The following is a 21,473-nucleotide window of genomic DNA, read 5'->3' on the forward strand; positions in this document are numbered from 1 at the left end:
TATGTTTAAACGATTATTTATTAAAACGTATATCACTCTGGTGGATCGTGTACTCGATCCGCTGGTTTTTATATTTATCAATGATCTCCATTTTGATCTCGGGGTCCTTCTTCCATTCCACCGTCAGTAAACCAAAATGATTATCCATGATCGGACCTTCGATCCGGTTTTCATTTAGCGTAGCAAAATCCCAGGTAGAGGTGATACCACTGGCGGTAACATCATAGATGGGATAGCCATCCGGCACTTTCATTCTGGATATCTCGGCATAATGAACATCACCGGTCAGAAAGATAACGCCACTGGCCTGTGTGGACTTGATCAGATCAAGCATGCGTTTTTGTTCATGTGGAAAATTGGCCCAGGCTTCATAGCCATTGTACTCAATACTGAATTGGGAACCGCTGCACACAAGGCGCAGATCGGCGGGTTTTTTTAATTCTTCTTCCAGCCATTTCCATTGGGCTTCGCCTAAAAGTGTGCTATCTGTGCTGGTATGCGGAACATAATCCGGGCGATAGAAATAGTGCCCGCGGGGCAATTTGGCGCTGCTGTCAAATAATAAAAGGTCATTTCTGAATGTGCGCACATCCAGCAATAATAACTGGATGGTCTTACCTCCCGTTCTCAGGTATTCGGTATGATAAATACCTTCGTGTTGCCGGCGGGGGCTGTTCTCCGGTTCACGGAAAAAGGAAAGAAAGATCTCTTTGGATTCTGCCTTAAACGGATAGTGCTTGCCTGCATCGTTACGGCCAAAATCGTGATCATCCCAGATAGCGAATAATTTGGTGCTGTTGCGCAGCAATTGAAATTCTGGTTTAGCCGCCAGCCGGTTGTACTTGGCCCGCAGGGTATCCATTTCATCCGTATCGCCATAAATATTGTCACCCAGGAAAATAAAGGCATCCGGTTTCTGTTCCGCTGCGAGGGCCAACACAGGCTGAGGTTCGTCCTCATGTCCACAGGAACCAAATGCGATCCTGGTAACGGGTGCCTTTTCTTCCTGGCAGGAATAGAGCAGAAGCGCCAGAAAAGGCAGGCAGGCGAATCGGGCAAGTGATCTCATGTATGTTATTTAATAAGTAAAGGGTTCAAAATTCCTTTCCAGATAGCATAGCCTTTGGCATTCATGTGCAGCCGGTCTCCGACAAAAATATCATCCATCGGGCTGCCATCTGCTTTTAACATAGCACTATATACATCGGCAAAGGAAGTATTTTTTTGTTCACTCAAATATGATTTTATCTGGTCGTTGGCTGACTTGTAATTGGTCATCAGGTGGGCACGGGAGGGACTTGGTTTCATGGAAACATAGAGAAAGGGCACCTGGGGATAGCGGGCGCGGATCAGGGCAAAAAGTGCCTTGAATCTCCCCACTACGGTCTCCACCGTCACCGTATCACTGGCTGCAAAATCGTTCTCCCCACAATACATCACGATCTGCTTGGGTTGATAGGGAAAGATCACCTCGTACCGGTACCGGGTCAGGTCAACCAGGGTGGACCCGCCAAAAGCCCGGTTCAGGATGGGTTTACCGGGAAAATAATCCTGCGCATCCTTCCATAAGGTAAAAGAAGAACTGCCAATAAACAATATCTGCTTCTTTGCCGGAAAGGAAACACTGTCCGCTTTCTTGAATTGCTGAATATCGTTCCAATACGGAAACGGCTCCTGCCCTTGCGCTATACATGAAAGCAGAACCACCCAAAAGAAAAACACCAATTTTTTCATACAACACTCATTTTAATAAAATCAAAAAAGGTTAACAACTCACTATTCACCATTCACTATTCACCATTCACTATTCACCTCTCACGCCTCACGCCTCACGCCTCACGTCTCACGTCTCCCGCCTCCCTACTCCACCTTCATCACCTCCGTCCTTTCACTCGTACCATTCTCATTCACCGCCTCAATGCTGAAATAATAAGGTTTCAACAGGTCCATGCTCTTCATCCAGTATTCATTATTGGCATGTACCATGATGCTGGTATAGAGTTTATCGGGAGCAGTTCCGTAATAAATATTATAAGCAAAGGCATTGTCCACCGGTTTCCACTTGATAAAGGCGCTTCGTTTGTCCTTTTGGGTACGGAGTACGATAAAGCCTTCCACCTTATCCGGTTTGGCCCCATTGCCATTTCCAAATACGCGAAACCCACTGATGGCAAATTTGCCGGTAGGCATTTGAATATTTTCCAGTTTGATATAACGGGCCTGCACAGGTTTGGTCAATTCTACGTAATCGTGAGGCACATCGGTTTTATTCTGACTCTTATCCACCAACAAGGTCCATTTCTTTCCATCCAGTGAGGAATAGAGTTTGTACTGATGATAAAGGCCGAGCGATTTACCTAAAAAGATCGTATCCATTTCTTTGGGAAAACTCACATCCTGATCAGCATAGTTCAGTTGGATGGCATTAACGGTGGATACATTGCCCAGATCGGTTTGAATCCATTCACCTTTGTTTCCTGTTTTGGCGCTCCAATAGGTTTTGGCCAGTTCATCCACCGCATGATTGGGCACATAATTTCCAAGTGTGGAAGATACCTGTACGGGTTTATTATAGTTCAGGAGCATCCATCCGGTAAAGTATTCGGAATGTCCTCCATTACCATAATTATTTCCTTTAAAACCTGGTCCGGGTATAAAATGTGGGTAGTCACCAAATGTGGTGTTGCAAAACATCTGGTCATCTTTATCAAATCCGGTGGGCCAGATACCCAGGCGGCGCTCAAAGGTGTTTTTAACTGAAATCACCGTGGTGGAGATATGCCAATATTGCCCATAGAGGTCCTGGAAAGTAGCACCATGTCCGGCGCCTCTGACAAACCCACCGAGTTTCATGCTTAGTGGGTCCGACTGGGCTTCAAAGGGCCCCAATGGACTTTTTCCGATAATCAAACCATCAGCATAGCCACTGAACTCAGTCCCGGGCGCACCATACTGCAGGTAATATTTATCCTTGTATTTGGTCATGTGTGATCCTTCGATAAAAGGATCAAGAAACGTATTGTCCATGTGTTCGCCAAAGCGTTGCCAGCCAAAACGCCAGGGTTCCAGCAGGTACATTTCTTCGCGGGTACCGATGGGGTCCATGGTCTTCCGGTTGAGCTCAATACCATACATGGGAAAACGGTTGCTGCTTCCGTTGTACATATATAACCGTCCATCGTCATCGGTAAAGAAACTTGGGTCCCAACCACCGATCTCAAAGGAATCCACCAATGGTTTCCATTCGTTGGCCTTGGGGTTCGTGCTCATCCAGATACTAAACTGGCGGGTATAGGTAGAGCCAAACACGATCATGGTATCGCCAATGATGCCGACGGCAGGTGCACAGAGTTCGTCATATGCCTTATTCCAGGGGCGGAGAAACTTGCGGGAATGAAAGGTCCAGTTAAGCATATCGGGGCTGGTCCAATATCCCCATTGGTTGGTGCTAAAAAGGTAATAATCCCCTTTAAAGGTGACCACTACCGGATCGGCAGTGGCGCGATGGCGACCCCAGGTGCTAAAGTTGGGAATAGGAGAATAGCCATAATCAATATTGATGGGGTTGCAATAGGTTCTCTGTTGCGCTCCGGATACAAAGGCACTCATACTGAACAGAAAGAAAAACAGAATTTTTTTCATCGCCTTTTTTTAAAGTTTATTGATCAACCACAGAGACACAGAGGCACAGTGTATTTTGTTTCTCGCAGCGCTCGCTGCGTTAATCGCTGCGGCCGCTGCGAGAAACTGTAAATCGATAACTCAATAAATTTTCTGTGCCTCTGTGTCTCTGTGGTCATATTCATTTATTTATAATAATCGATCAATGCTAAAATATACGCCCCCGAACCATATCCCACCATGGGTATCGCACCTTTAAAGATACCCATATCATTGCTCAATATCTCCGGTACCTGGTTGTGGTTTCGGCTGGCATAGATCGTCACCCGATCGATCAGTTTCTTTGCTTCAATACGGCTGCCTAGTTTTGTTTGTGCCACGGCTACACGCAACCCGGCAAAGGGCCATTCCTGATTCTCATAACTGTCACTGCTATTGAAACGGATATATCCTCTGTTGGGATCGCCAACCGCCCGGTTATGTTTGTTATACTCCGCCATATGTGAAAGGAAAAGTGTGCGGTCACTCACCAACCCGCCGGCAAATAATTCAAAGGTGGCGGCATCAAAGTAATGATGATCGGTGGGTGATTGTTCAGTGGCATTCCCTTTGATGTATTTTCCATTGACCAGCGCATTCATCATCATGCCCCGGTACAAACGGGTAGCTGTTTCGCTGGTTTCTTTATAGGGTAACCCGTATGTTCGCTCCAGGGAAGCAAGTAATTGTAAACCCAGTGCGCAGGTGCCGGTTGACCACATGAATTCTTTCCCGGGTAAATGATGTTCCCAGGGACCACTATCCCGGCGCAGGATATCCTTCTCATTCATATTATGCGCGATAGCACGGGCAATGGTTTGTAGTTCCGTATGATGAGCGCGGAAAAAGGCACTATCGCCGCTCTGCTTGACATAATGGTAAAAGGCGGTGAGAAATAAACCGAGTCCGTCCAATTCAATATTAGGGCCACCATCCGAAGTATAATCACATTCTTCACGCCCATTGCCAAAATAGCGGGTCATGGAAATGATATACGGTACACCCAGGCCATAATCTTTCCCATCGGTATGGATATAGTGAATGAATTGATCGGTGGGTTTGGCATTTAACATAAAGAGTAGGGCTTTCCTGGCTTCTTCATACATCCCTACCTTGCTCATAGCTTCAATTGCAAAGGCTCCATCGCGTACCCAACAAATGGCCCATACACCCGGACGAAGAGAAGCCATCACCTGACCGTGCGAAAGCGGGAATATCTCCTTATCCCCCACCTGACTCATTTTAAGAATGGAAATACCTTGCTCAAATACGTTCTTCTCCAGCGGTGTCAACCCTTTTGGATATACGCTGCGCGCAAATACTTTCTTCATAAACCCTGCTTCCGTTTCCACTGTAGGCAGATCGGTAAGGGCGTGGTTTAAATCCGGCATAGCATGAAGCGTATCGGAGAATCCAAACAACACATAGCGGGTGGTTTGTCCGTTCAACGTTTTGCTTTGCTCCTTCATAGATATCGTGCCGGCACCTGTTGTAAAATGAAACCGGAGCGCCTTTACCTTATCCGTTTTCCCTTTTAGTACTGCATAGAGGATCTTATTTGCTTTGGTAAAAGAGGCAAAATAATAGATATGATAGGAAGGGTATTTGACATCAATAACATGGGTATTGGATAAATAGCCAACCGATAGAGGTTTTTCTCCACCCGAAGCGCCGATCTCACGGGCTACGGCCTGTACCACCTGTCCTGAATCATAATAGGAAAAAATATGCGGGAAGAAGTTTTCGATATGGCCTGTCTGTTCATTATATACAGCAGCGATCAGGCCATTGGAACTCGTGAGTTGATAATACGATTTCTTGCTTTTGATCTGCTCGGCGACCTGTTGATCATAAGCGGCCTTGGTCATGATCATAACCCGTCCGCCATATAGTCCTCCATCACCCACCCCGTTATACACCCGAATAGCCAGCAGGTTATTCTTCTTTACAAGTGTCTTGGGAATTGTGTACTTCCGCTCAACATCCCAGGCCGATTCATCACCGGGGGGAAATTTTCCTGTGGCGCCAATTTGTTGGCCATTAAAAAAACAAATATCCGCGTCATCAATGGTCCCGGCGATCAGGACCAGATCCTTGCCCACCATATTATCAGGTACCTGGATGTTGGTGCGATACCAACCCACCGCTCGCTCTTTTAATACCCCGAGTTTGGTCCAACCGGATGGAACGGTTACCGTGGCCCAGTCCTTATCATCCAGGTTTACCTGTGAAAATGAAGGATCATCCTGCATATTGAATTTCCACTGCCCGGCAATAGAAATATGCTGTGCAGCCACAAGCATGGTGCAAACTAATCCTGCCAATAACCCAAATACTCTTTTTTTCATCATCGTATATTTTACCGCAATGGCGCCTTGAAATCTTTGCGCCCTCGCGGTTAATTTTTCCCTCTTAAAGAATCTACACTCCATTTACCAGCACCCAAAAACCAATACAATACACAAAACACCACAAACAAAAACGGATGCTGGTCGCCATGAAAGATCTTGCCCTTATCTCCCAATAAAAAAATAATCCCCAAAAAGGCCATGGCTGCAATTACACAGGCCCACCGAAACATGAATCCCAATACAAACCCGATACCCGCTACCAGCTCGGCGATCTTACCGGCATAGGCCCAAGCCGCAGGATAGGAATATTGCTTTCCGATGAACCAACCCGTATACATGTTCATCTTCTCCGGTTCAAATACTTCGCTTCCATGTACTACCATCATGACCCCGATCAGGATCCGGACCAGGGCGATAACGGCAGGCGCATGGCCCTGGGTAGTGATCGTTGCTTTTGTTTGCACAGGCATTATTTTTTAAAAGTGAATAAACTACCTCCGGAAAGCACGGCATGCTCCTGTCCCAGATCGGTTGCTGCTTTCACAAAGTCCTTTACATCGGCCGTATTAAAGGTGAACATATCATAATGACAAGGAATAACAGTTGTTGCCCCTAAAGCCTTTCCCATTTCTGCTGCTTCTTTTACATTCAGGTTGCCCGCTACCTTACGGGCCGGGTCATTTCCATTGATGGGTAACAGGGCCAGGTCAACCGAAAAAGGCCTTACCTGATCAATAATGTCATCCAGCCAGAGGGTATCCCCACTGTGGTAGATGCTGTATCCCCCAAATTGAATGACATATCCCATATACCGGCAATTCCCTTTCTCATCGCGGTCCACTTCATTGTGTTTGGCCGGCACACCCGTGATCCGGAATCCATCTATCTCCAGTGACTGTTTTTCATTGAGCCCATCCGGAAAACCAGGCGTACAGCCTACGCGTTCCGCAACAAATGCCCTGTTTGCTTCGGGTATGACAAACCGGATATCGGGGTTATGCTTCAGAATGGGGACCAGGGTCTCCGCATCCAAATGATCGGTATGGTTGTGGCTGGAAGTAACAAACTGAATGTCCCTGAACGCCGCAGGATCGATCACTAATTCACTCATCCGGGTGTGGGGCTTATCGGTTCGCAGGTATTTCTTTGTAAGCGAATCGGAGAGATAGGGATCCAGCAGGAACTTTTTACCCTGCCACTGCACCAGGTAACCGCTCTGCCCCAGCCACCAAAGCTGAAAACCCTCAGGCTCCGCCCGGTGGGCTTCCACAGAGGCCAGGAGTTCTTCACTTTTTCTTTCCGCTTTGATGAGGTTCATTGCCAATCAATTTTTGAGTAAAGAGGCTGCTGCTTCATCGAGCATCACAATCCCATCGGTATGTTGCCTGATCAAACTGATCGGCACCTGGTTACTGATCGTTCCTTCTAAGGCAGTTTGTATGATGCCGGCCTTTTTCTCTCCGTTGGCCATGGCCAATAAGGTTCGGGCACCCATCACCTGTTTCAATCCCAATGTCATCCCTTTTTGTATAGGCGTTTTGCCATCAAAATATTTTTGTCCTACCTGCAGCGTCACGGGCTCAAGCTGGGCCACATGCGCTTCGTTCTCCAGGGAGGCTCCAGGTTCATTAAATCCAATATGGCCATTCATACCAACACCAACCACCATCAGGTCTATTCCGCCTTTGGCGGAGAGCACTTGATTCATTTGCTGGCAGTCAGCCTCGGCTGTTTCTCCGGCAGACTTGAAGAGATGGTATTGTGACGCTGACAGTTTCAACGGCGAAAAAATATACTGGTGCAGGAAAAAATGACAACTACCCGGATTGGTGGGCGGTACATCTACCCATTCATCCAATCCGGTAAAGAATGCCTGGCTGATATCAATCCTATGCTGGATCACCTTTTCTACAAAAAGCTGATAGGCGCGTTTGGGTGAATCGCCGGTAGCTAATGTGATCACCGCCCCGGGTTTGTTAATGATGGTTTCGATCATCAACTCGGCCGCGGAGTTGGATTGCTCTTCGTGGTTATGGTAAACTTCGAGTTGCATAATAATTAAGCTTTTGGCTATTAGGTATTAGCGATTAGCAGCTAAACGCTAATGGCTAACGGCTGGAGACTTACGATCACAAGCCTTCCCGAACTTGTTTCGCGCCGGCAACCATATTGATCAATTTCTTGCGCGCGGCCCAACGGGCGGTTTGACTTAACCCACAATCGGGGGCTACACTTAATTTTTCCGCCGGAACATATTTCAAACAACGTTTGATCCGCTCCACCACATCCTCCACTGTCTCTATATAGTAGTTCTTTACATCGATCACCCCTACGGCCACATGCATTTTTTCGGCAAAGGGTTGAAGTAATTCGATCTCAGCAAACTCTCGGTTCGCCATTTCAATATGTATCTCATCCACCGTCATATCCAGAAAATCGGGCAACATGGGTTTGATGCTGCGATATCCCACTGGTCGGCCTTTGAAATTACCAAAGCATAAATGCGTACTGAGATTGCATTTTCCAACAATGGGTTTTACGGTGCGGTTGAAAATGTCCACAAACCGTTTGGTATCTTCTTTGTACGCATAACAACTCATTGAAGGTTCATCTACCGTGATCTCGGTGCAACCTGCCGCCACCAGTGCTTCCAGCTCTTTGCTGATGATGGGTAATAAGGCCTCTGTGATATCAAAGCGGTTCTTGTATTTATCATTGGGTAATAAACGTCCGCTCAGGGTATAAGGCCCTGGGATACTGGCTTTGAGTACCGGACCGGCAGGGGCTAATTTTTTTAACCGTAAATATTCTTTCACTGCACCCAGTCCGTTCGGGGCCTTTAGTTCACCGGTGATATTGTTCTTTCCACGCTGGTCGTGGGCAGGCGGACCAAACTTTCGGGTCTCGGTCTCGTTGTTTTCAATATTCTCAATATATCCGTAAAAGGAAAGATTGAAATCAAGACGGGTTTGCTCCCCATCGGTGATGACATCAAGTCCGGCGGTTACCTGATCATGGATCGCGGCGATGACCGCGTCTTCGATCATTTCTTCAATATCGGCTGCGCCAAATTGATTCATATTCCGGGAGCCAAACTCAAGCCAGCCGGGAAAGGGATAGGAACCTACAACTGTGGTGCGAATGGGGTGCATGGGGGTGCTTTTGGTTTTAGGAAGGGGCTGTTTGCTTTTAGCTGTTAGCATTTAGCCATTAGTTTTTTAGATTATTAAAATATATTTTAGAATTCAAACCTGTCTTTATTGTTCATTTCAAAATCAAAACTTCAATGTCACTCAAGTTGAGAGCTAATAGCTAATAGCTAATAGCTGGCCAAGCCGTCTTCCGTGCTCATCATACGCCGCTTCAAACAATGCCGTTGCCTTCTCTGCACCTACCACCGATGCAGCGGTAAGCACTTTAGGTGGCTGACCGGCGGCAGTAAGCAAGCGCGCCACTTCGGCCTTGATGCAATTCACGATCATGGCGCCACCTACGGTAGAACCTGGTGATACTGGTGTCTCCAATCCATCTACATATACCATGGAATCACCGGATGGTGCCCCTGTATCAAGTACGAGATCGGCAAAATCACTCAGCTTCTTTCCATCCTTTCTTTTGCTGGTACTGGTTTTCAAATGATCCGTGGTGACCAGGGCCACGACCTTGATCTTTTTTTGCTGAAACAATTCAGCTATTTCAACCGGAACAATATTGCACCCACTGGAAGAGACCACCAGGGCGCAATCTTTTTCATCTAATGAAAAATTTCGGAGGATACGTTCGGCCAATCCGGATACATTCTCCAGGAACATGGCCTGGCGCTGTCCATTTGCCCCCACCACATTGTTGTGATAAGTAAGCGATAACTCCACAATAGGATTAAACCCGGGAAAGGAACCATACCGTGGCCACATTTCCTCGACCATGATGCGGCTGTGGCCCGAACCAAAGGTGTGTACAACCCGCCCGGCGAGTATGCTATCGGCAAACCACCTGGCGGCCTGCTGAATTTGATCTTGTTGCGCGCGTATCTTTTCGAGGATCGTTACGCAGTGATCTAAATATTGTATTGTTGGTGTCATAGTTATTTTTATTTCTCGCAGCGGGCACAAAGATTGAGGCGGCCGCTGCGAGCGTCTGATTCTTTGCGCTCGTTGCGTGAAATCAAGGTTGTTGAGATGCAAAATAGCCTGCCCCGATCGCACCGGCCATATCCCCAAATCCTGCCTGCACAATTTTCGCGCTATGTCCCCCTGCCCTCCACTCGTATGTGGCCATAAACTTTTCCAATGGTTCAAAAAGATCAGCACCGGCGGTAGTGATGCCTCCACCCAATACGATCAACTCGGGTGAGAGGATATTTGTCACCGAGGCCAATCCGATCGCCAGTTGTTTGATCGACCGCAACCACACTTCTTTTGCCCACTCATCTCCGGCCCGATAGGCTTCCACCAATTGTGCGGTAGAACTAAATTTTCCCTTACTTCTTTTCTCTACGGTGCAATTACCGATACAGTCTTCCAGACTCCCGGGCATACCGGTTACATCACAATCACCTTCGTCATCAATAACCATGTGCCCAATATGTCCGGCTTTGCCAAATGCTCCCTGGTAAGGACGGCCATCAATCAAAATGGCGCCACCAACACCTGTACCCAGGGTCAGCATCACCACATGTTTTTTTCCCTTGGCCACTCCAAAACCCGCCTCAGCCATCATAGCCGCTACAGCATCATTCAATACCCACGCAGGTGATTGCAGATGTTGGCTCCAGTTAAATCCTTCCAACCCATCCATACGTCCGGGCATATGCGCGATAGCCGTATTGTCGGCATTGGGCAGTCCTGGCGCGGAGATACCAACGGGTATATCCTTTTCGCCTACGACAGCCTTTAGTTCTGCGACCGTTTCTTTTACCACCTGCTTCCACACCGCATCAGCTCCATCACGTGTTTCGGCATAGCGCTGATGCAGGAGCTTTCCCTCCCGATCAATGACCACCGCTTTGATGCGGGTGCCGCCTAAGTCTATGCCGATAGTTGTGTGCATATAGTAATCTTGTGTTAAGGTGAATTGTGAATGGTGAATAGTGAATAAGAAATGTCCTATTCCAGATAAATAGTTCTTTACTCACAATTCACCATTCACAATTCACCATTCACTATTCACCATTCACTATTCACTATTCACCATTCACCATTCACTATTCACCATTCACCCCCCAATCCCCCAGCCTCCATCCACCGCCACCACCTGACCTGTAGTAAACTTTGAATACTCACTCATAAAATACACCGCCAATCCATCCAGGTCCTCTGGTTGTCCGATACGTCCTCCATCGAGGGGTTGTTTATTTTTTATAAAATCCAATATCGCTTCATCATTGGCTGCCCGCTGCGCCATCGGTGTTTCCACCAAAGCCGGGGCAATTACATTCACCCGGATATTTTGATGGGCATAATAGGCCGCAATGGATTTACTAAATCCAATGATGGCCGATTTGGCCGCGGCATAAGCATGCGTTGAAAAAAACTGGGGGGAAGGCGAATATCCCAGTACCGATCCCATATTGAGTATCGTTCCTCCACGTCCCTGTTGTAAAAAGGCACGTACCGCCGCCTGGTTTGACAACATAAGGGAAGTGAGGTTCAACTCAAGTGTTTTGTTCCAACCTTCCAGCGTAAGTTCATGCAAAGGCCCATCCCCCATTTTGCGGCCACTTCCTCCGGCTACATGATAGAGTCCGTCAAACCCGCCAAAGCTTTGTTCGCAGAGCGCGATGGCCTGTTCAGCCGTATCGGAATGGGTAGCGTCTGCGGCTAATCCTTTGGCATGCGCACCCAATGCGGCAAGCGCCTCTTTTACACTTTCCTCTTTTCTGCCTACTACGACCAGGTGGGCACCCTGTGCCGCAAAGGCACGGGCTGCTGACAAACCAATACCGGTAGTGCCCCCAATGATGACGATATTCTTATTCTTAAGTTGCATATAGATTCTTACCCCGGCCTATACCATGGGCCATTTGAATTTACTCTTAAGATTGATCCGGGTACCGGTCGCTGACGATTTTCTCGCTGCTTCTATCACTTCCAGTACATGCAGGGTATGTTCTACATTGATCCGGGGTTCGATGCCTGTTAAAATGGATTCACCTACTTTGGTCGCTCCTTCCTGCCATACATATCCTTCTGAATCCACCTGGTGGATTTTGGCAGGCTCGTCCCAGGAATCATCGAGATACACACCATTAGTTTCCCAATCATATCCGATCAATCGCAGGTTTCCATAATCCCCATAGATCTGTACGGAATGAAGTTTCTGATCCTTGCCCACATGCCCATGTGGATCAAAATAACAGAACCCGCACATCACATGACTGATCACATTCTTATCATGCATCATCAGGATATGCGCATTGTCCTCCGCCACTACCTTGATCTTTCCTTTATCATCCACGGTTCTCTCCGGGTTTACGATACTGGTCATGGACATTACTGATCGGGCAGGTCCAAGTAACCCGGTCAATGTGGCGATATTGTACACCCCGAGATCGGGCATGCTTCCACCATCTTTCTCATAAAAAAATGCACTCCAACCCGGACCGGTATGTCCATACTGTCCGTGGGCGCTGGATACACGGCCGAGTTTACCTTCCTGAATACATTTACTCATAAAGGCGAATTGTGGACTATTCACCACAGCCGGGGCTCCCCACAATTTGAGTTTTTTGCTACGCGCCAGATCAAGCAGGGCTTTGCCTTCGGCATAGGTATTGGCCATCGGCTTTTCACTCCATACATGTTTACCGGCCATCAGGGCCTTACGGTTGAGTTGACCGTGTTGCTGCATATCGGTCAGGGTGACCATCATGTCAAATGGCACACCTTTGAGCAGGGCATCGATATGCGGATATACCTGGGCGCCCACTTTGTACTCCTCATTCCGTGATACCGCCCGCTCGGGTTTGATATCACAAAGGCTGACGATCTCAATATGTGGTGATGACTGCAAGTGGGGAATATACCGGCCACTTACACTACCGCAACCAATGATGGCTACGCGAAGTTTTTTATCGGGTCGGCTCTGGGCAAAACCCTCGAGGGAGGACAAGAGTACAGCAGCACCTGCCATGGCGGTTTGCTGAAGGAATTTTTGGCGAGAGATCGTTGGGGACATGATGGTAATATTTGAGTGTTGATGATTTTGAGATGTTGGATGTCGGATGTTGGATGTTGGATGCAAACCACCAACATCCAACATCCAACATCTATTTTATCCACGGACTGGAAAACCCTAACCGCTTCAATCCATTCTGCACATCCGGGATCTTCATGAATAATTTCCACAGCATCTGTGTACGGTGGTTCTCGATCATGGTAATGATAGGCCCCTGATCGATGGCCAGGTGGCTCTTGGCATACCAGTTATGGTGAATACTATACCCATCTACAAATCCATACTTGCTCCATATCTTAGAACCGAGTTCTTCATAGAAATAACGCAAAGCCTCCATACTTTCTTTGGGCGTATAGGGCATGGAGGAAATGGCGGCCGTGGGTTGTATCACGCCAAAATCTACTTCGGGACAATGCGCCACATAGCCTTTATAACTGTCTCCCGCTGTCAGCCCCCATCCTTTTTCACTATATCCCTTATACTGCTTGGGGTTTTCGATGCAATAGGCCCTATTGATCAGGGTATGATTTTTCCCCTGCTCAAAATAATTGATTCCAAGTGAATCGACGAGGCCATTGGGGTCAATTCCCTGAAAAGTATATTGAACAAAAAAGAGCGGGCCCCCTTTGTCAAAATTCCCCAGGGGAAGTTTCATGCCATAATATTCTTTGCCATTCTTGAAACCAAAACTCCCAGCCCAGCTACCATCGTAGACGGCTTTGGAAATAGGATGCCGGGGAGAAGCCGCGGCCATGATATAGGTAATGAGACATTCATTCCAGCCCCATACCGGGAAGTTCATATCAAACCCATTGTTGGGGCTCCAGTGCCAGTACAGTTTATTTTCGCCATTGGAATGCCAGTTCCAGTTTGCCGCACCCCACATCTGGTCAACGCGTTTGCGGAGATACACTTCGCGGGGCGTGTTACCGTTAAAATACTCGCGGGCACAGAGAAATCCCATCAGCAGATAGGAGGTCTCTACAATATCAGCCCCATCATCCAACCGATCGAATTTGATGGTCTTCCCCGTACGGCCATTCATAAAATGCGGATAGATGCCATGATAACAATCAGCATTGATCAGAAAATCCGCGATCTGAATCAGCCGGCGCACCGCAGTGTCCTTTCCTATCCATCCCCTTTCTACGGCAACAATGGTACTCATGATGCCAAATCCGGTACCCCCGATAGCACCCGCATCCGGGCCAAATTTGGTCTTGCTGAAATTGGGTTCATCCCAGGCTTCATTGATATAATCCCAGTAATGCTCAGCCAAAACGGTATTGCTTCTCTCCAGAGCCAATCCGCTTACCGGATGTGCCCCATGCCAGAAGAACCGGAAGGTTTGCCGTTGTACTGTTTCCAGCAAGGCATCATCACTCAATCCCTTAATTACCCCCACAGGGGCTATGCTATCGGGACCATCGCCGTATTTGCCTTTTGTAAGGGAACGGGATTTGGTTTGAGCACTCATAACGACTGTAGCAAGTACCCAAAAACCAAAAAACATTACTTTTTTAATCATAATTTTGTTTTTTCTCTGTGCCTCTGCGCCTCTGTGGTTTTTTGACACTACAGAGGCACAGAGACGCAGATGAATTATTTATAGTAAGGGCTCGTAAAGCCAAGCCGGCCCAACGAACTTTTTATCTCCGGACAGCTCATGAATAATTTCCACAACAACCCACTTCGATGGTTTTCAATCATCACAATGATCGGCCCCTGGTCAATCGCCAGGTGGCTTTTCGCATACCAATTTTTTGTTTCATTAAAAGCATCAATAAATCCGTATTCTGACCAGAGCTTATCGCCCAGGTCAAAATAAAAATGTTTCAGTGCCTGCATGCTGTATTCAGGTGTATAGGGAAAAGCACTCAGGGCCGCGGTCGGGGATATCGTCCCCAGGTCTTCCGTAGGTGAATGTGCCGCGTATCCATTATAGGTATCACTGGCGGTAAGTCCCCAATTATTCGCCCCATAGCCTTTAAACCCATTGGGGTTGCGAATACAATGTTCTCTGTTGATCAATGTATGGTTGCGATTCTGCTCCCAGTAATCAGCATAGCGGTCTTTCAATCCATGGGGATCAAGCCCGAGAAAGGAATAATGCGAAAAGAACAATGGCCCGCCATAATCAAATCCCAGAGGAAGTTTTATACCATAAAATTCTTTCCCGTTCTTAAAGAAACTGCTTTGTACCCACCCATTGTGATAAACATCGGGACTGACGGGATACTGTTCTGTATCCGATAAGGCCAGTATATACATGATCAGGCACTCATTAAATCCCCGTACAGGAAAATTCATTGCCCAGCCATTGTTGGGGCTCCAGTGCCAGTATAGCACTTCCTGGTTATTGGTAAACCAGTTCCACTCGATCCCCTTCCATAACCATTGTATCCGTTGACGAAGTTCCCTTTCTACCCGATCGCTTGTATTAAAATACTGTCGGGCACAAAGCAGTCCCTGGAAGAGATAAGAGGTCTCTACCAGATCAGCGCCATCATCTTTGCGGCTGAAGGGAATGGTCTTCCCTGTTTCCCCGTTCATCCAATGGGGAAATACACCATGATAGGCATCAGCTTTAAGCAGGAAGTTGACCATCTTTAATAAAAACTTAGCCGCTGTATCCCGGGTGATCCATTTGCGTTCCGCCGCTACAATTACACTCATCACACCAAAACCGGTTCCACCAATGGTACAGGTCTCCGAGCCATATCCATAGCTAACATTGCTCCGCTCGCGTGATAATCCACTCACCGGGTGGGCAAAGTCCCAGAAATACCGAAAGGTTTGCTTCTGCACCAGATCAAGCAGCGCTGAATCCGACAAGTCCTTCGGCCGCTTGGTCGGGTCAAATCCAACCGGGGCTTTCTGGGCATGTATACCCAGAGAAAATAAAAGTGCAAATAATAAAATCCACTTTTTCATATACCGTCCATTTAATTCCGTGCTTTCTGTGTCCCGAAGCTTCGGGACACAGAAAGCACAGAAGTTTATCTGATCAAAAGAACCGTCCCTCGCTGAAGGATACGTTTCCCTAAAGTATCTGTATACGTTAACAACCAAACAAACACTCCTGTATTTTGCTCCTGCCCTCCTACCCGGCCATCCCAACGTTGTGCATAATCACGGCTTTCAAATACTTTCTGTCCTGCCCTGTTGTAAACCGTGAAGGTCAGGTCCCTGGCCTTAAAGGCATTGGTAGGGCCAAGCAGGTCATTCTTTCCATCTCCATTGGGTGTAAAGGCACTGGGCACAGCGATATAACAATTATCATGTACTTCCAGGGAATGATAGGCTGTATCCACACAACCGGCGGTATCCTGTACAGCCAATCGCACGATCCGATCGGGTTCACCGGGGTAGGTAGAATAATATTGCATCGCGGGTTTGGCCAGGGTATCTGTTTGGCCATTGCCAAAATCCCACCAGCGTTTGGTGATCACTCCACTGCTTTTATCTTCAAAGGATGCTGAATCGTAGGTAATACACAGGTGGCTTATTCCATCGATCGCCGCTTTAAGGGTAACGGCATTGCGTACCCGAATTTGAACTTGCGCCGTATCCTGACAGCCGTCGGCACTCGTGACCGTTACGGTATACAGGGTACTGCTTTCAGGACGCGCAATGGGTTGGCGGGTAAAAGAGGAACTCAGCCCGGTGGAAGGGCTCCATTCATACCGGGCCCCTGCAGCGGCAAATAGCGGAACAGGCTCTCCTTTACAGATCACTGTATCGGGGCCTGCATCGACATCGATACCATTGATACGTACCCGTACACTATCTTCGCCCCAGCATCCACCCAATGAAACAGCTTCTACCCGATAAACCCCGCTATCGCGCAGGGATGAAAAATAGATATGCGGTTGTGCGATATTATCATAGAACCCATTTGGCCCCGTCCAGGTATAGGAAACGGCCCCTTCAGCCTTGAATTGCAAGGGCGATCCGGCGCATACGGGTGAATTGGATTGCACCGTAAAAACAGGCGGGCCGTCCACATTTACCCGGATCACATTGGATACAACGCGGCAGGCAGGGTTGGCGATATTGAAGGTTTCTCCAGCACTCAACCGGTACAGGAATGAATCAGGCGCTGTGTAAACCGTACTGTACTGAAGGGCTGTGGCCCCGGGAATATCACTCCAGGTCAAACCGGAATCCACACTCTGTTGCCATTGATAAGAGGTGTTGCCGTAGTAGGCGCCCACCATACCCGACATCGGAACTGAACCATTTTCCTGATAACACAAGGATTTTATAAAGGTGGTGGGAGGTTCGTTGTCGTACCAGATTGAAGCCGTTGGTCCCACCGCAGAAATGAAAACCCGGTCAAAAGCAAAATCATCGCCACAACGGGCAAGTGTAGGATCCAGCTCAATGGACAATTGAATCTTATCCACCCCGGCAGGTACAACAAAATCCATCCAATATCTCGCCAGTCGGTATCCTTGATCAGGGGGAGCAACAGGGCCGTAATTTATTTGCGGAGTTACTGCATGCCGAATGAGGTTTCCATTACGGTCCATGATATTCATGTGGAAAATCGGCAGGTCCACCGAATTCGGACAAACCTCAAGTGGATTATCCAGGTTATATGTGGCAAATCCAAACCGATAGGTAGTACCCGGACATACGGAAGCGGCCACCGTGTCGGCATACACGATCTTTTTTGTGGTACTGGCTATGCTGTTCACGATCATCATATTCCCAAAATCCATATCATAATCGTCATCACGTCGTATATCGATCCACTCATTATTGAAACAACTGTTGACATTCGTTCTTCTCGCCAGGCAATAGGAACCCGGAGGCGGGCATAACTGATCGCTATAGGTATATGAGGTGAGTCCGGCAGCCAGGGGTGGCCCGGGCAGGACGGCAGTACCGATCCCCTGCCCAAAATTTTGCAGGTAAACCGGCGCCCCCAGCTGGGCATTGGCTGTGTAGACAAAACTCATCAACAACGCTATGACGATTCGTTTCATTTATTAATTAAACCACATCCCTGCTCTATAGATAGGGTGCGATAAATCCAAGGTTCAACATCCCTGATTTTACTTCGGGACAACTGGTAAACAGATCCCATAACAACCCTGTCCGATGATTCTCGATCATCACAATGATCGGTCCCTGGTCAATCGCCAAGAACGATGGCGCAAACCAGGGCTCCTGAACGGAAAAGGCATCCACAAACCCATATTCCTTCCAGATCTTATTTCCCAGTACATAATAGAAAAACTTCAAGGCCTTCATGGACTCGGTCGGTGTGTACGGAAAAGAGGACAGCGCCGCCGTAGGCGCAATCACGCCAATATCATTCGTGGGCGAGCTGGCTGTATATCCCGCCGGGATATCACTGGCCGTCAATCCCCAGCAACTGTCACTATACCCCTGCCATCCTTTGGGGTTGGTTTTACAATATTGATAATTGATCAGGGTATGGTTCTTAGTCTGTGTGGCATAATTGGCATATACATCACTCAATCCATTCGGGTTGATCCCCATAAAGGAATAATGTTCAAAGAACAGGGGGCCACCCTGGCTTGGCCCAAGCGGAAGGGTGTATCCGTAATAACTATTTCCATTGATAAACCCGGTGCCTCCTGCCCAGCCGCCTGTGTAAACTGCTTTTGGAATCCCATGCGTAGGCGAAGAAGCAGCCAATACATAGGTGATCAGACATTCATTCCAACCACGTATGGGCATGTTCATGATCCATCCCTTGTCGGGGCTGTAATGCCAGTACAATACATTCTGATTGCTGTTCCGAAACCAATCCCACTCCACATTCTCATACAACGTATTGATATCTGCCCGAAGACTGATCTCGGCCGCATTGGTTCCATCAAAATACTGCCGGGCCGTGAGCAGACCCATGATGAGATAAGAGGTTTCCACCAGATCGGCGCCATTGTCATTCGTACTAAAAGGAATGATGGCCCCGGTGGCGCCATTCAGCCAATGGGGATAGGCCCCTTTTACTTTAACGGCTGTATTGGTTAAAAAACCAACGATCTTTTGCATACGGGCCAATCCTTCCGCACGGGTAATAAACCCTCTTTCAATGGCAACAGGTATGGTCATGATGCCAAAACCCGATCCACCAGAGGTAACGAGATCACCCGAGGTATTGCGCTCGCGGGCCAGTCCACTTACAGGGTGGCCAAAATCCCAGAAATATTTAAAGGTTTGTTTTTGTACCAGCGTCATCAATGAATCTTCCGTGATCGCCGGAAACTTGCGGGAAGAATCAATACCCGTCATAAAGTTGCGCGGAACGGGTGCATAAAGCGCCCCACCTGTGGAAGATTTTACGGCCGTGCTCACCGTTACCCGGTATTTGGATAAAAAAAGCAATGGCGTACTCACCTGTACCTGTATAACCGAATCCTGATTGGTAAGCGTACTGGTTATCGCTGCCGTACTGCCGCTCACCGACTCTGTTAATGAAACGGCATTGGCGATCGTTGCCGGATCCAGTGGCTCACTAAACTTGATCCGGATCACCGGCTGTGAGCGCACATTGTACACCACCTCACTCCCCGCTACAACATTATCAATCGTCACCTCCCGCATCAGCGGCACTTTCGGATTGGGCGGTGTGCTGCCTTTGTCGCTGCAGGAACCAACCAGGAGGGTTATTGCGAAGAATAGGGCTTTATAATTTGATTTCATATTTATATTTTTTCGTGAGACGTGAGACGTCAGTCGTGAGCTGTTAACTCACGTTTCACGTCTCACGTCTCTCACGTCTCTCTCGCCTCACGTCTCTCACGTTTCACGCCTCACGCCTCACGTCTCTCCCGCCTCACGTCTCAAAACACCACCGTCGCTATCGACCTCGCCATCGCTTTCACTTCCACAGCCTTTCCCTTCACCCAAACAAAATAAGACGCAGGCTTATCCGACTGGTTCATCACCACGGTCACGATCTTGCCATTGGGGTTTTGGAAAGCAGTCGCCAGCAACTGGCTCCGGCTCGGTGCGGCTGCAATACGCTTGGCTCCTGGCTGAATGAATTTGGAAAAATGACCAATATAGTAATAGGCATTCGTGTAAATTAATTGGCCGGAACGGGTATCGCCATGTACCGGTGCAAAACAGAAATTCTGTACATGGTTGGGACCGCCTGTTTCATCCAACAGAATATTCCAATCGGTAAAGCCTACCATGCCATTGTTGAAATCATTGATCATGGAACGGCCATACTCTTCACCTAAAACCCAGGCATTGTACCGGGTGCTGTCAAAACTCTCGGCACAACCTTCAGTAAAGAAAATGTTCTTGTCAGGGAAGGATTCATACACCCGACGTACATTATCATACATCGGCGTCCCACCACTCCAGTCTTCATACCAGTGAAAACCGATACCCCAGGCATACTTGGCCGCTTCAGGGTCGCTGAAATAGGTCTGTGCACGCTGGTACATCAGGTCGCGGTTATGATCCCACACGATGATCTTCTTTTCTTTCAACCCTTCGCGTTCCATCACCGGACCAAGATGATTCTTTAAAAAATCTCTTTCTTCTTCGGCTGTATAGATACAGCTTTCCCAACGTTGCGTGGCCATGGGTTCATTTTGAACGGATATGCCCCACACGGGTACACCATCCGCTTCATAAGCCTTGATGAACTTGGTATAATACATGGCCCAGGTATCATAGAAATCCTGCTTGAGTTTGCCACCCTGCAGCATATTATTGTTGTTCTTCATCCAGGCTGGAGGACTCCAGGGACTCGCAAACAGATTGAGCGAACCTCCGGCTGCCTTCATGGCTTCTTTGATAAAGGGGATCTTGTATTTCTTGTCATGGGAAATATCAAAGCTTGCCAGCTCTTTATCATCCTTTTTTACATAGGTGTACATATCGCTGCTGAAATCGCAACTGTTGATATTGGTACGCGCCACAGTATAGCCGATGCCTTTTTCCTTATCAAAATAGGCCCGCAGCAATTCTTCCTGTTTGTCTTTAGGAAGTTTGTAAAAAGTTTCTGCCGATGCATCGGTCAGTGCCGCACCAATACCAAAATAGGTTTGGTAGGTTTTATCGGGATCCACAAACACACAGATCTGTGTTTCGAAAGGTTGGCCCATATCCTTGAACGAAAGTGAATCGGTCAGGGATAAACGAAGGGAACTGCTGTCGGCTGTGGCATATACATACGCTGTTTTGCCATCAACGGAATAGTCAGATGCAACAGGGGTCTTGCTTTTTTGCTGCTCGCTGCAGCCTGCAAAAATGACCACGCCGAGGATCAATAATCTATATTTCATA

The 21,473-nt window shown here is 47.8% G+C and carries 17 protein-coding genes; all 17 read right to left on the reverse strand.

Features of this window, described 5'->3' with window-relative positions; all coding sequences use genetic code 11:
• Nucleotides 1-13: 13 nt before the first annotated feature.
• Nucleotides 14-1,069 carry an alkaline phosphatase family protein gene (locus tag J0M30_01210; GenBank protein MBN8666089.1) on the reverse strand — a complete coding sequence of 352 codons (1,056 nt, stop codon included), beginning with the start codon at nt 1,067-1,069 and terminating at the stop codon, nt 14-16.
• 5 nt (nt 1,070-1,074) lie between these two features.
• On the reverse strand, nt 1,075-1,734 hold the full coding sequence (locus J0M30_01215) for a G-D-S-L family lipolytic protein (GenBank protein MBN8666090.1): 660 nt from the start codon (nt 1,732-1,734) through the stop codon (nt 1,075-1,077).
• Nucleotides 1,735-1,860: 126 nt separating this feature from the next.
• Nucleotides 1,861-3,642: a family 43 glycosylhydrolase gene (locus tag J0M30_01220; protein MBN8666091.1), complete on the reverse strand. Its 1,782-nt coding sequence runs from the start codon at nt 3,640-3,642 to the stop codon at nt 1,861-1,863.
• A gap of 164 nt (nt 3,643-3,806) precedes the next feature.
• Nucleotides 3,807-6,008 (reverse strand): hypothetical protein, encoded by a 2,202-nt coding sequence (locus J0M30_01225; GenBank protein ID MBN8666092.1) that lies wholly within the window; start codon nt 6,006-6,008, stop codon nt 3,807-3,809.
• 50 nt (nt 6,009-6,058) lie between these two features.
• Nucleotides 6,059-6,475, reverse strand: a complete 417-nt coding sequence (locus J0M30_01230; GenBank protein MBN8666093.1) for a DoxX family protein — start codon at nt 6,473-6,475, stop codon at nt 6,059-6,061.
• Nucleotides 6,476-6,480: 5 nt separating this feature from the next.
• Entirely contained in the window at nt 6,481-7,329 is an 849-nt protein-coding gene (locus tag J0M30_01235; protein ID MBN8666094.1) for an MBL fold metallo-hydrolase, read from the reverse strand.
• Nucleotides 7,330-7,335: 6 nt separating this feature from the next.
• A complete protein-coding gene (locus tag J0M30_01240; protein ID MBN8666095.1) occupies nt 7,336-8,064 on the reverse strand; it encodes a glucosamine-6-phosphate deaminase in 729 nt (242 codons plus the stop codon).
• Between the two features lie 76 nt (nt 8,065-8,140).
• Nucleotides 8,141-9,214 carry a hypothetical protein gene (locus J0M30_01245; protein MBN8666096.1) on the reverse strand — a complete coding sequence of 358 codons (1,074 nt, stop codon included), beginning with the start codon at nt 9,212-9,214 and terminating at the stop codon, nt 8,141-8,143.
• Nucleotides 9,215-9,316: 102 nt separating this feature from the next.
• Entirely contained in the window at nt 9,317-10,093 is a 777-nt protein-coding gene (locus J0M30_01250) for an SIS domain-containing protein (GenBank protein ID MBN8666097.1), read from the reverse strand.
• Nucleotides 10,094-10,175: 82 nt separating this feature from the next.
• Entirely contained in the window at nt 10,176-11,060 is an 885-nt protein-coding gene (locus J0M30_01255; GenBank protein ID MBN8666098.1) for an ROK family protein, read from the reverse strand.
• A gap of 165 nt (nt 11,061-11,225) precedes the next feature.
• Nucleotides 11,226-11,999, reverse strand: coding sequence for an SDR family oxidoreductase (locus J0M30_01260; protein ID MBN8666099.1), 774 nt, complete (start codon nt 11,997-11,999; stop codon nt 11,226-11,228).
• Between the two features lie 18 nt (nt 12,000-12,017).
• The gene (locus J0M30_01265) at nt 12,018-13,187 is read right to left on the reverse strand and encodes a Gfo/Idh/MocA family oxidoreductase (GenBank protein MBN8666100.1); all 1,170 of its coding nucleotides are present in this window, start codon (nt 13,185-13,187) and stop codon (nt 12,018-12,020) included.
• Nucleotides 13,188-13,278: 91 nt separating this feature from the next.
• Entirely contained in the window at nt 13,279-14,664 is a 1,386-nt protein-coding gene (locus J0M30_01270) for a beta-glucosidase (protein ID MBN8666101.1), read from the reverse strand.
• Nucleotides 14,665-14,789: 125 nt separating this feature from the next.
• Entirely contained in the window at nt 14,790-16,121 is a 1,332-nt protein-coding gene (locus tag J0M30_01275; protein ID MBN8666102.1) for a beta-glucosidase, read from the reverse strand.
• Nucleotides 16,122-16,186: 65 nt separating this feature from the next.
• Nucleotides 16,187-18,181 (reverse strand): gliding motility-associated C-terminal domain-containing protein, encoded by a 1,995-nt coding sequence (locus J0M30_01280; GenBank protein MBN8666103.1) that lies wholly within the window; start codon nt 18,179-18,181, stop codon nt 16,187-16,189.
• Between the two features lie 25 nt (nt 18,182-18,206).
• The gene (locus tag J0M30_01285) at nt 18,207-19,772 is read right to left on the reverse strand and encodes an Ig-like domain-containing protein (GenBank protein MBN8666104.1); all 1,566 of its coding nucleotides are present in this window, start codon (nt 19,770-19,772) and stop codon (nt 18,207-18,209) included.
• A gap of 239 nt (nt 19,773-20,011) precedes the next feature.
• On the reverse strand, nt 20,012-21,472 hold the full coding sequence (locus tag J0M30_01290) for a glycoside hydrolase family 30 protein (protein ID MBN8666105.1): 1,461 nt from the start codon (nt 21,470-21,472) through the stop codon (nt 20,012-20,014).
• Nucleotide 21,473: the final 1 nt, after the last annotated feature.

It is taken from the genome of Chitinophagales bacterium (assembly GCA_017303415.1).
Lineage (GTDB): Bacteria > Bacteroidota > Bacteroidia > Chitinophagales > Chitinophagaceae > SpSt-398.

Excerpts from the sequence above, each read along its gene's own strand:
- J0M30_01235 (MBN8666094.1), bottom strand. The coding sequence starts at position 7,329 with ATGAACCTCATCAAAGCGGAAAGAAAAAGTGAAGAACTCCTGGCCTCT.
- J0M30_01275 (MBN8666102.1), bottom strand. The coding sequence starts at position 16,121 with ATGAAAAAGTGGATTTTATTATTTGCACTTTTATTTTCTCTGGGTATA.
- J0M30_01285 (MBN8666104.1), bottom strand. The coding sequence starts at position 19,772 with ATGCGGGAGGTGACGATTGATAATGTTGTAGCGGGGAGTGAGGTGGTG.
- J0M30_01290 (MBN8666105.1), bottom strand. The coding sequence starts at position 21,472 with ATGAAATATAGATTATTGATCCTCGGCGTGGTCATTTTTGCAGGCTGC.
- J0M30_01265 (MBN8666100.1), bottom strand. The coding sequence starts at position 13,187 with ATGTCCCCAACGATCTCTCGCCAAAAATTCCTTCAGCAAACCGCCATG.
- J0M30_01220 (MBN8666091.1), bottom strand. The coding sequence starts at position 3,642 with ATGAAAAAAATTCTGTTTTTCTTTCTGTTCAGTATGAGTGCCTTTGTA.
- J0M30_01210 (MBN8666089.1), bottom strand. The coding sequence starts at position 1,069 with ATGAGATCACTTGCCCGATTCGCCTGCCTGCCTTTTCTGGCGCTTCTG.
- J0M30_01240 (MBN8666095.1), bottom strand. The coding sequence starts at position 8,064 with ATGCAACTCGAAGTTTACCATAACCACGAAGAGCAATCCAACTCCGCG.
- J0M30_01280 (MBN8666103.1), bottom strand. The coding sequence starts at position 18,181 with ATGAAACGAATCGTCATAGCGTTGTTGATGAGTTTTGTCTACACAGCC.
- J0M30_01260 (MBN8666099.1), bottom strand. The coding sequence starts at position 11,999 with ATGCAACTTAAGAATAAGAATATCGTCATCATTGGGGGCACTACCGGT.
- J0M30_01215 (MBN8666090.1), bottom strand. The coding sequence starts at position 1,734 with ATGAAAAAATTGGTGTTTTTCTTTTGGGTGGTTCTGCTTTCATGTATA.
- J0M30_01245 (MBN8666096.1), bottom strand. The coding sequence starts at position 9,214 with ATGCTAACAGCTAAAAGCAAACAGCCCCTTCCTAAAACCAAAAGCACC.
- J0M30_01250 (MBN8666097.1), bottom strand. The coding sequence starts at position 10,093 with ATGACACCAACAATACAATATTTAGATCACTGCGTAACGATCCTCGAA.
- J0M30_01255 (MBN8666098.1), bottom strand. The coding sequence starts at position 11,060 with ATGCACACAACTATCGGCATAGACTTAGGCGGCACCCGCATCAAAGCG.
- J0M30_01225 (MBN8666092.1), bottom strand. The coding sequence starts at position 6,008 with ATGAAAAAAAGAGTATTTGGGTTATTGGCAGGATTAGTTTGCACCATG.
- J0M30_01270 (MBN8666101.1), bottom strand. The coding sequence starts at position 14,664 with ATGAGTGCTCAAACCAAATCCCGTTCCCTTACAAAAGGCAAATACGGC.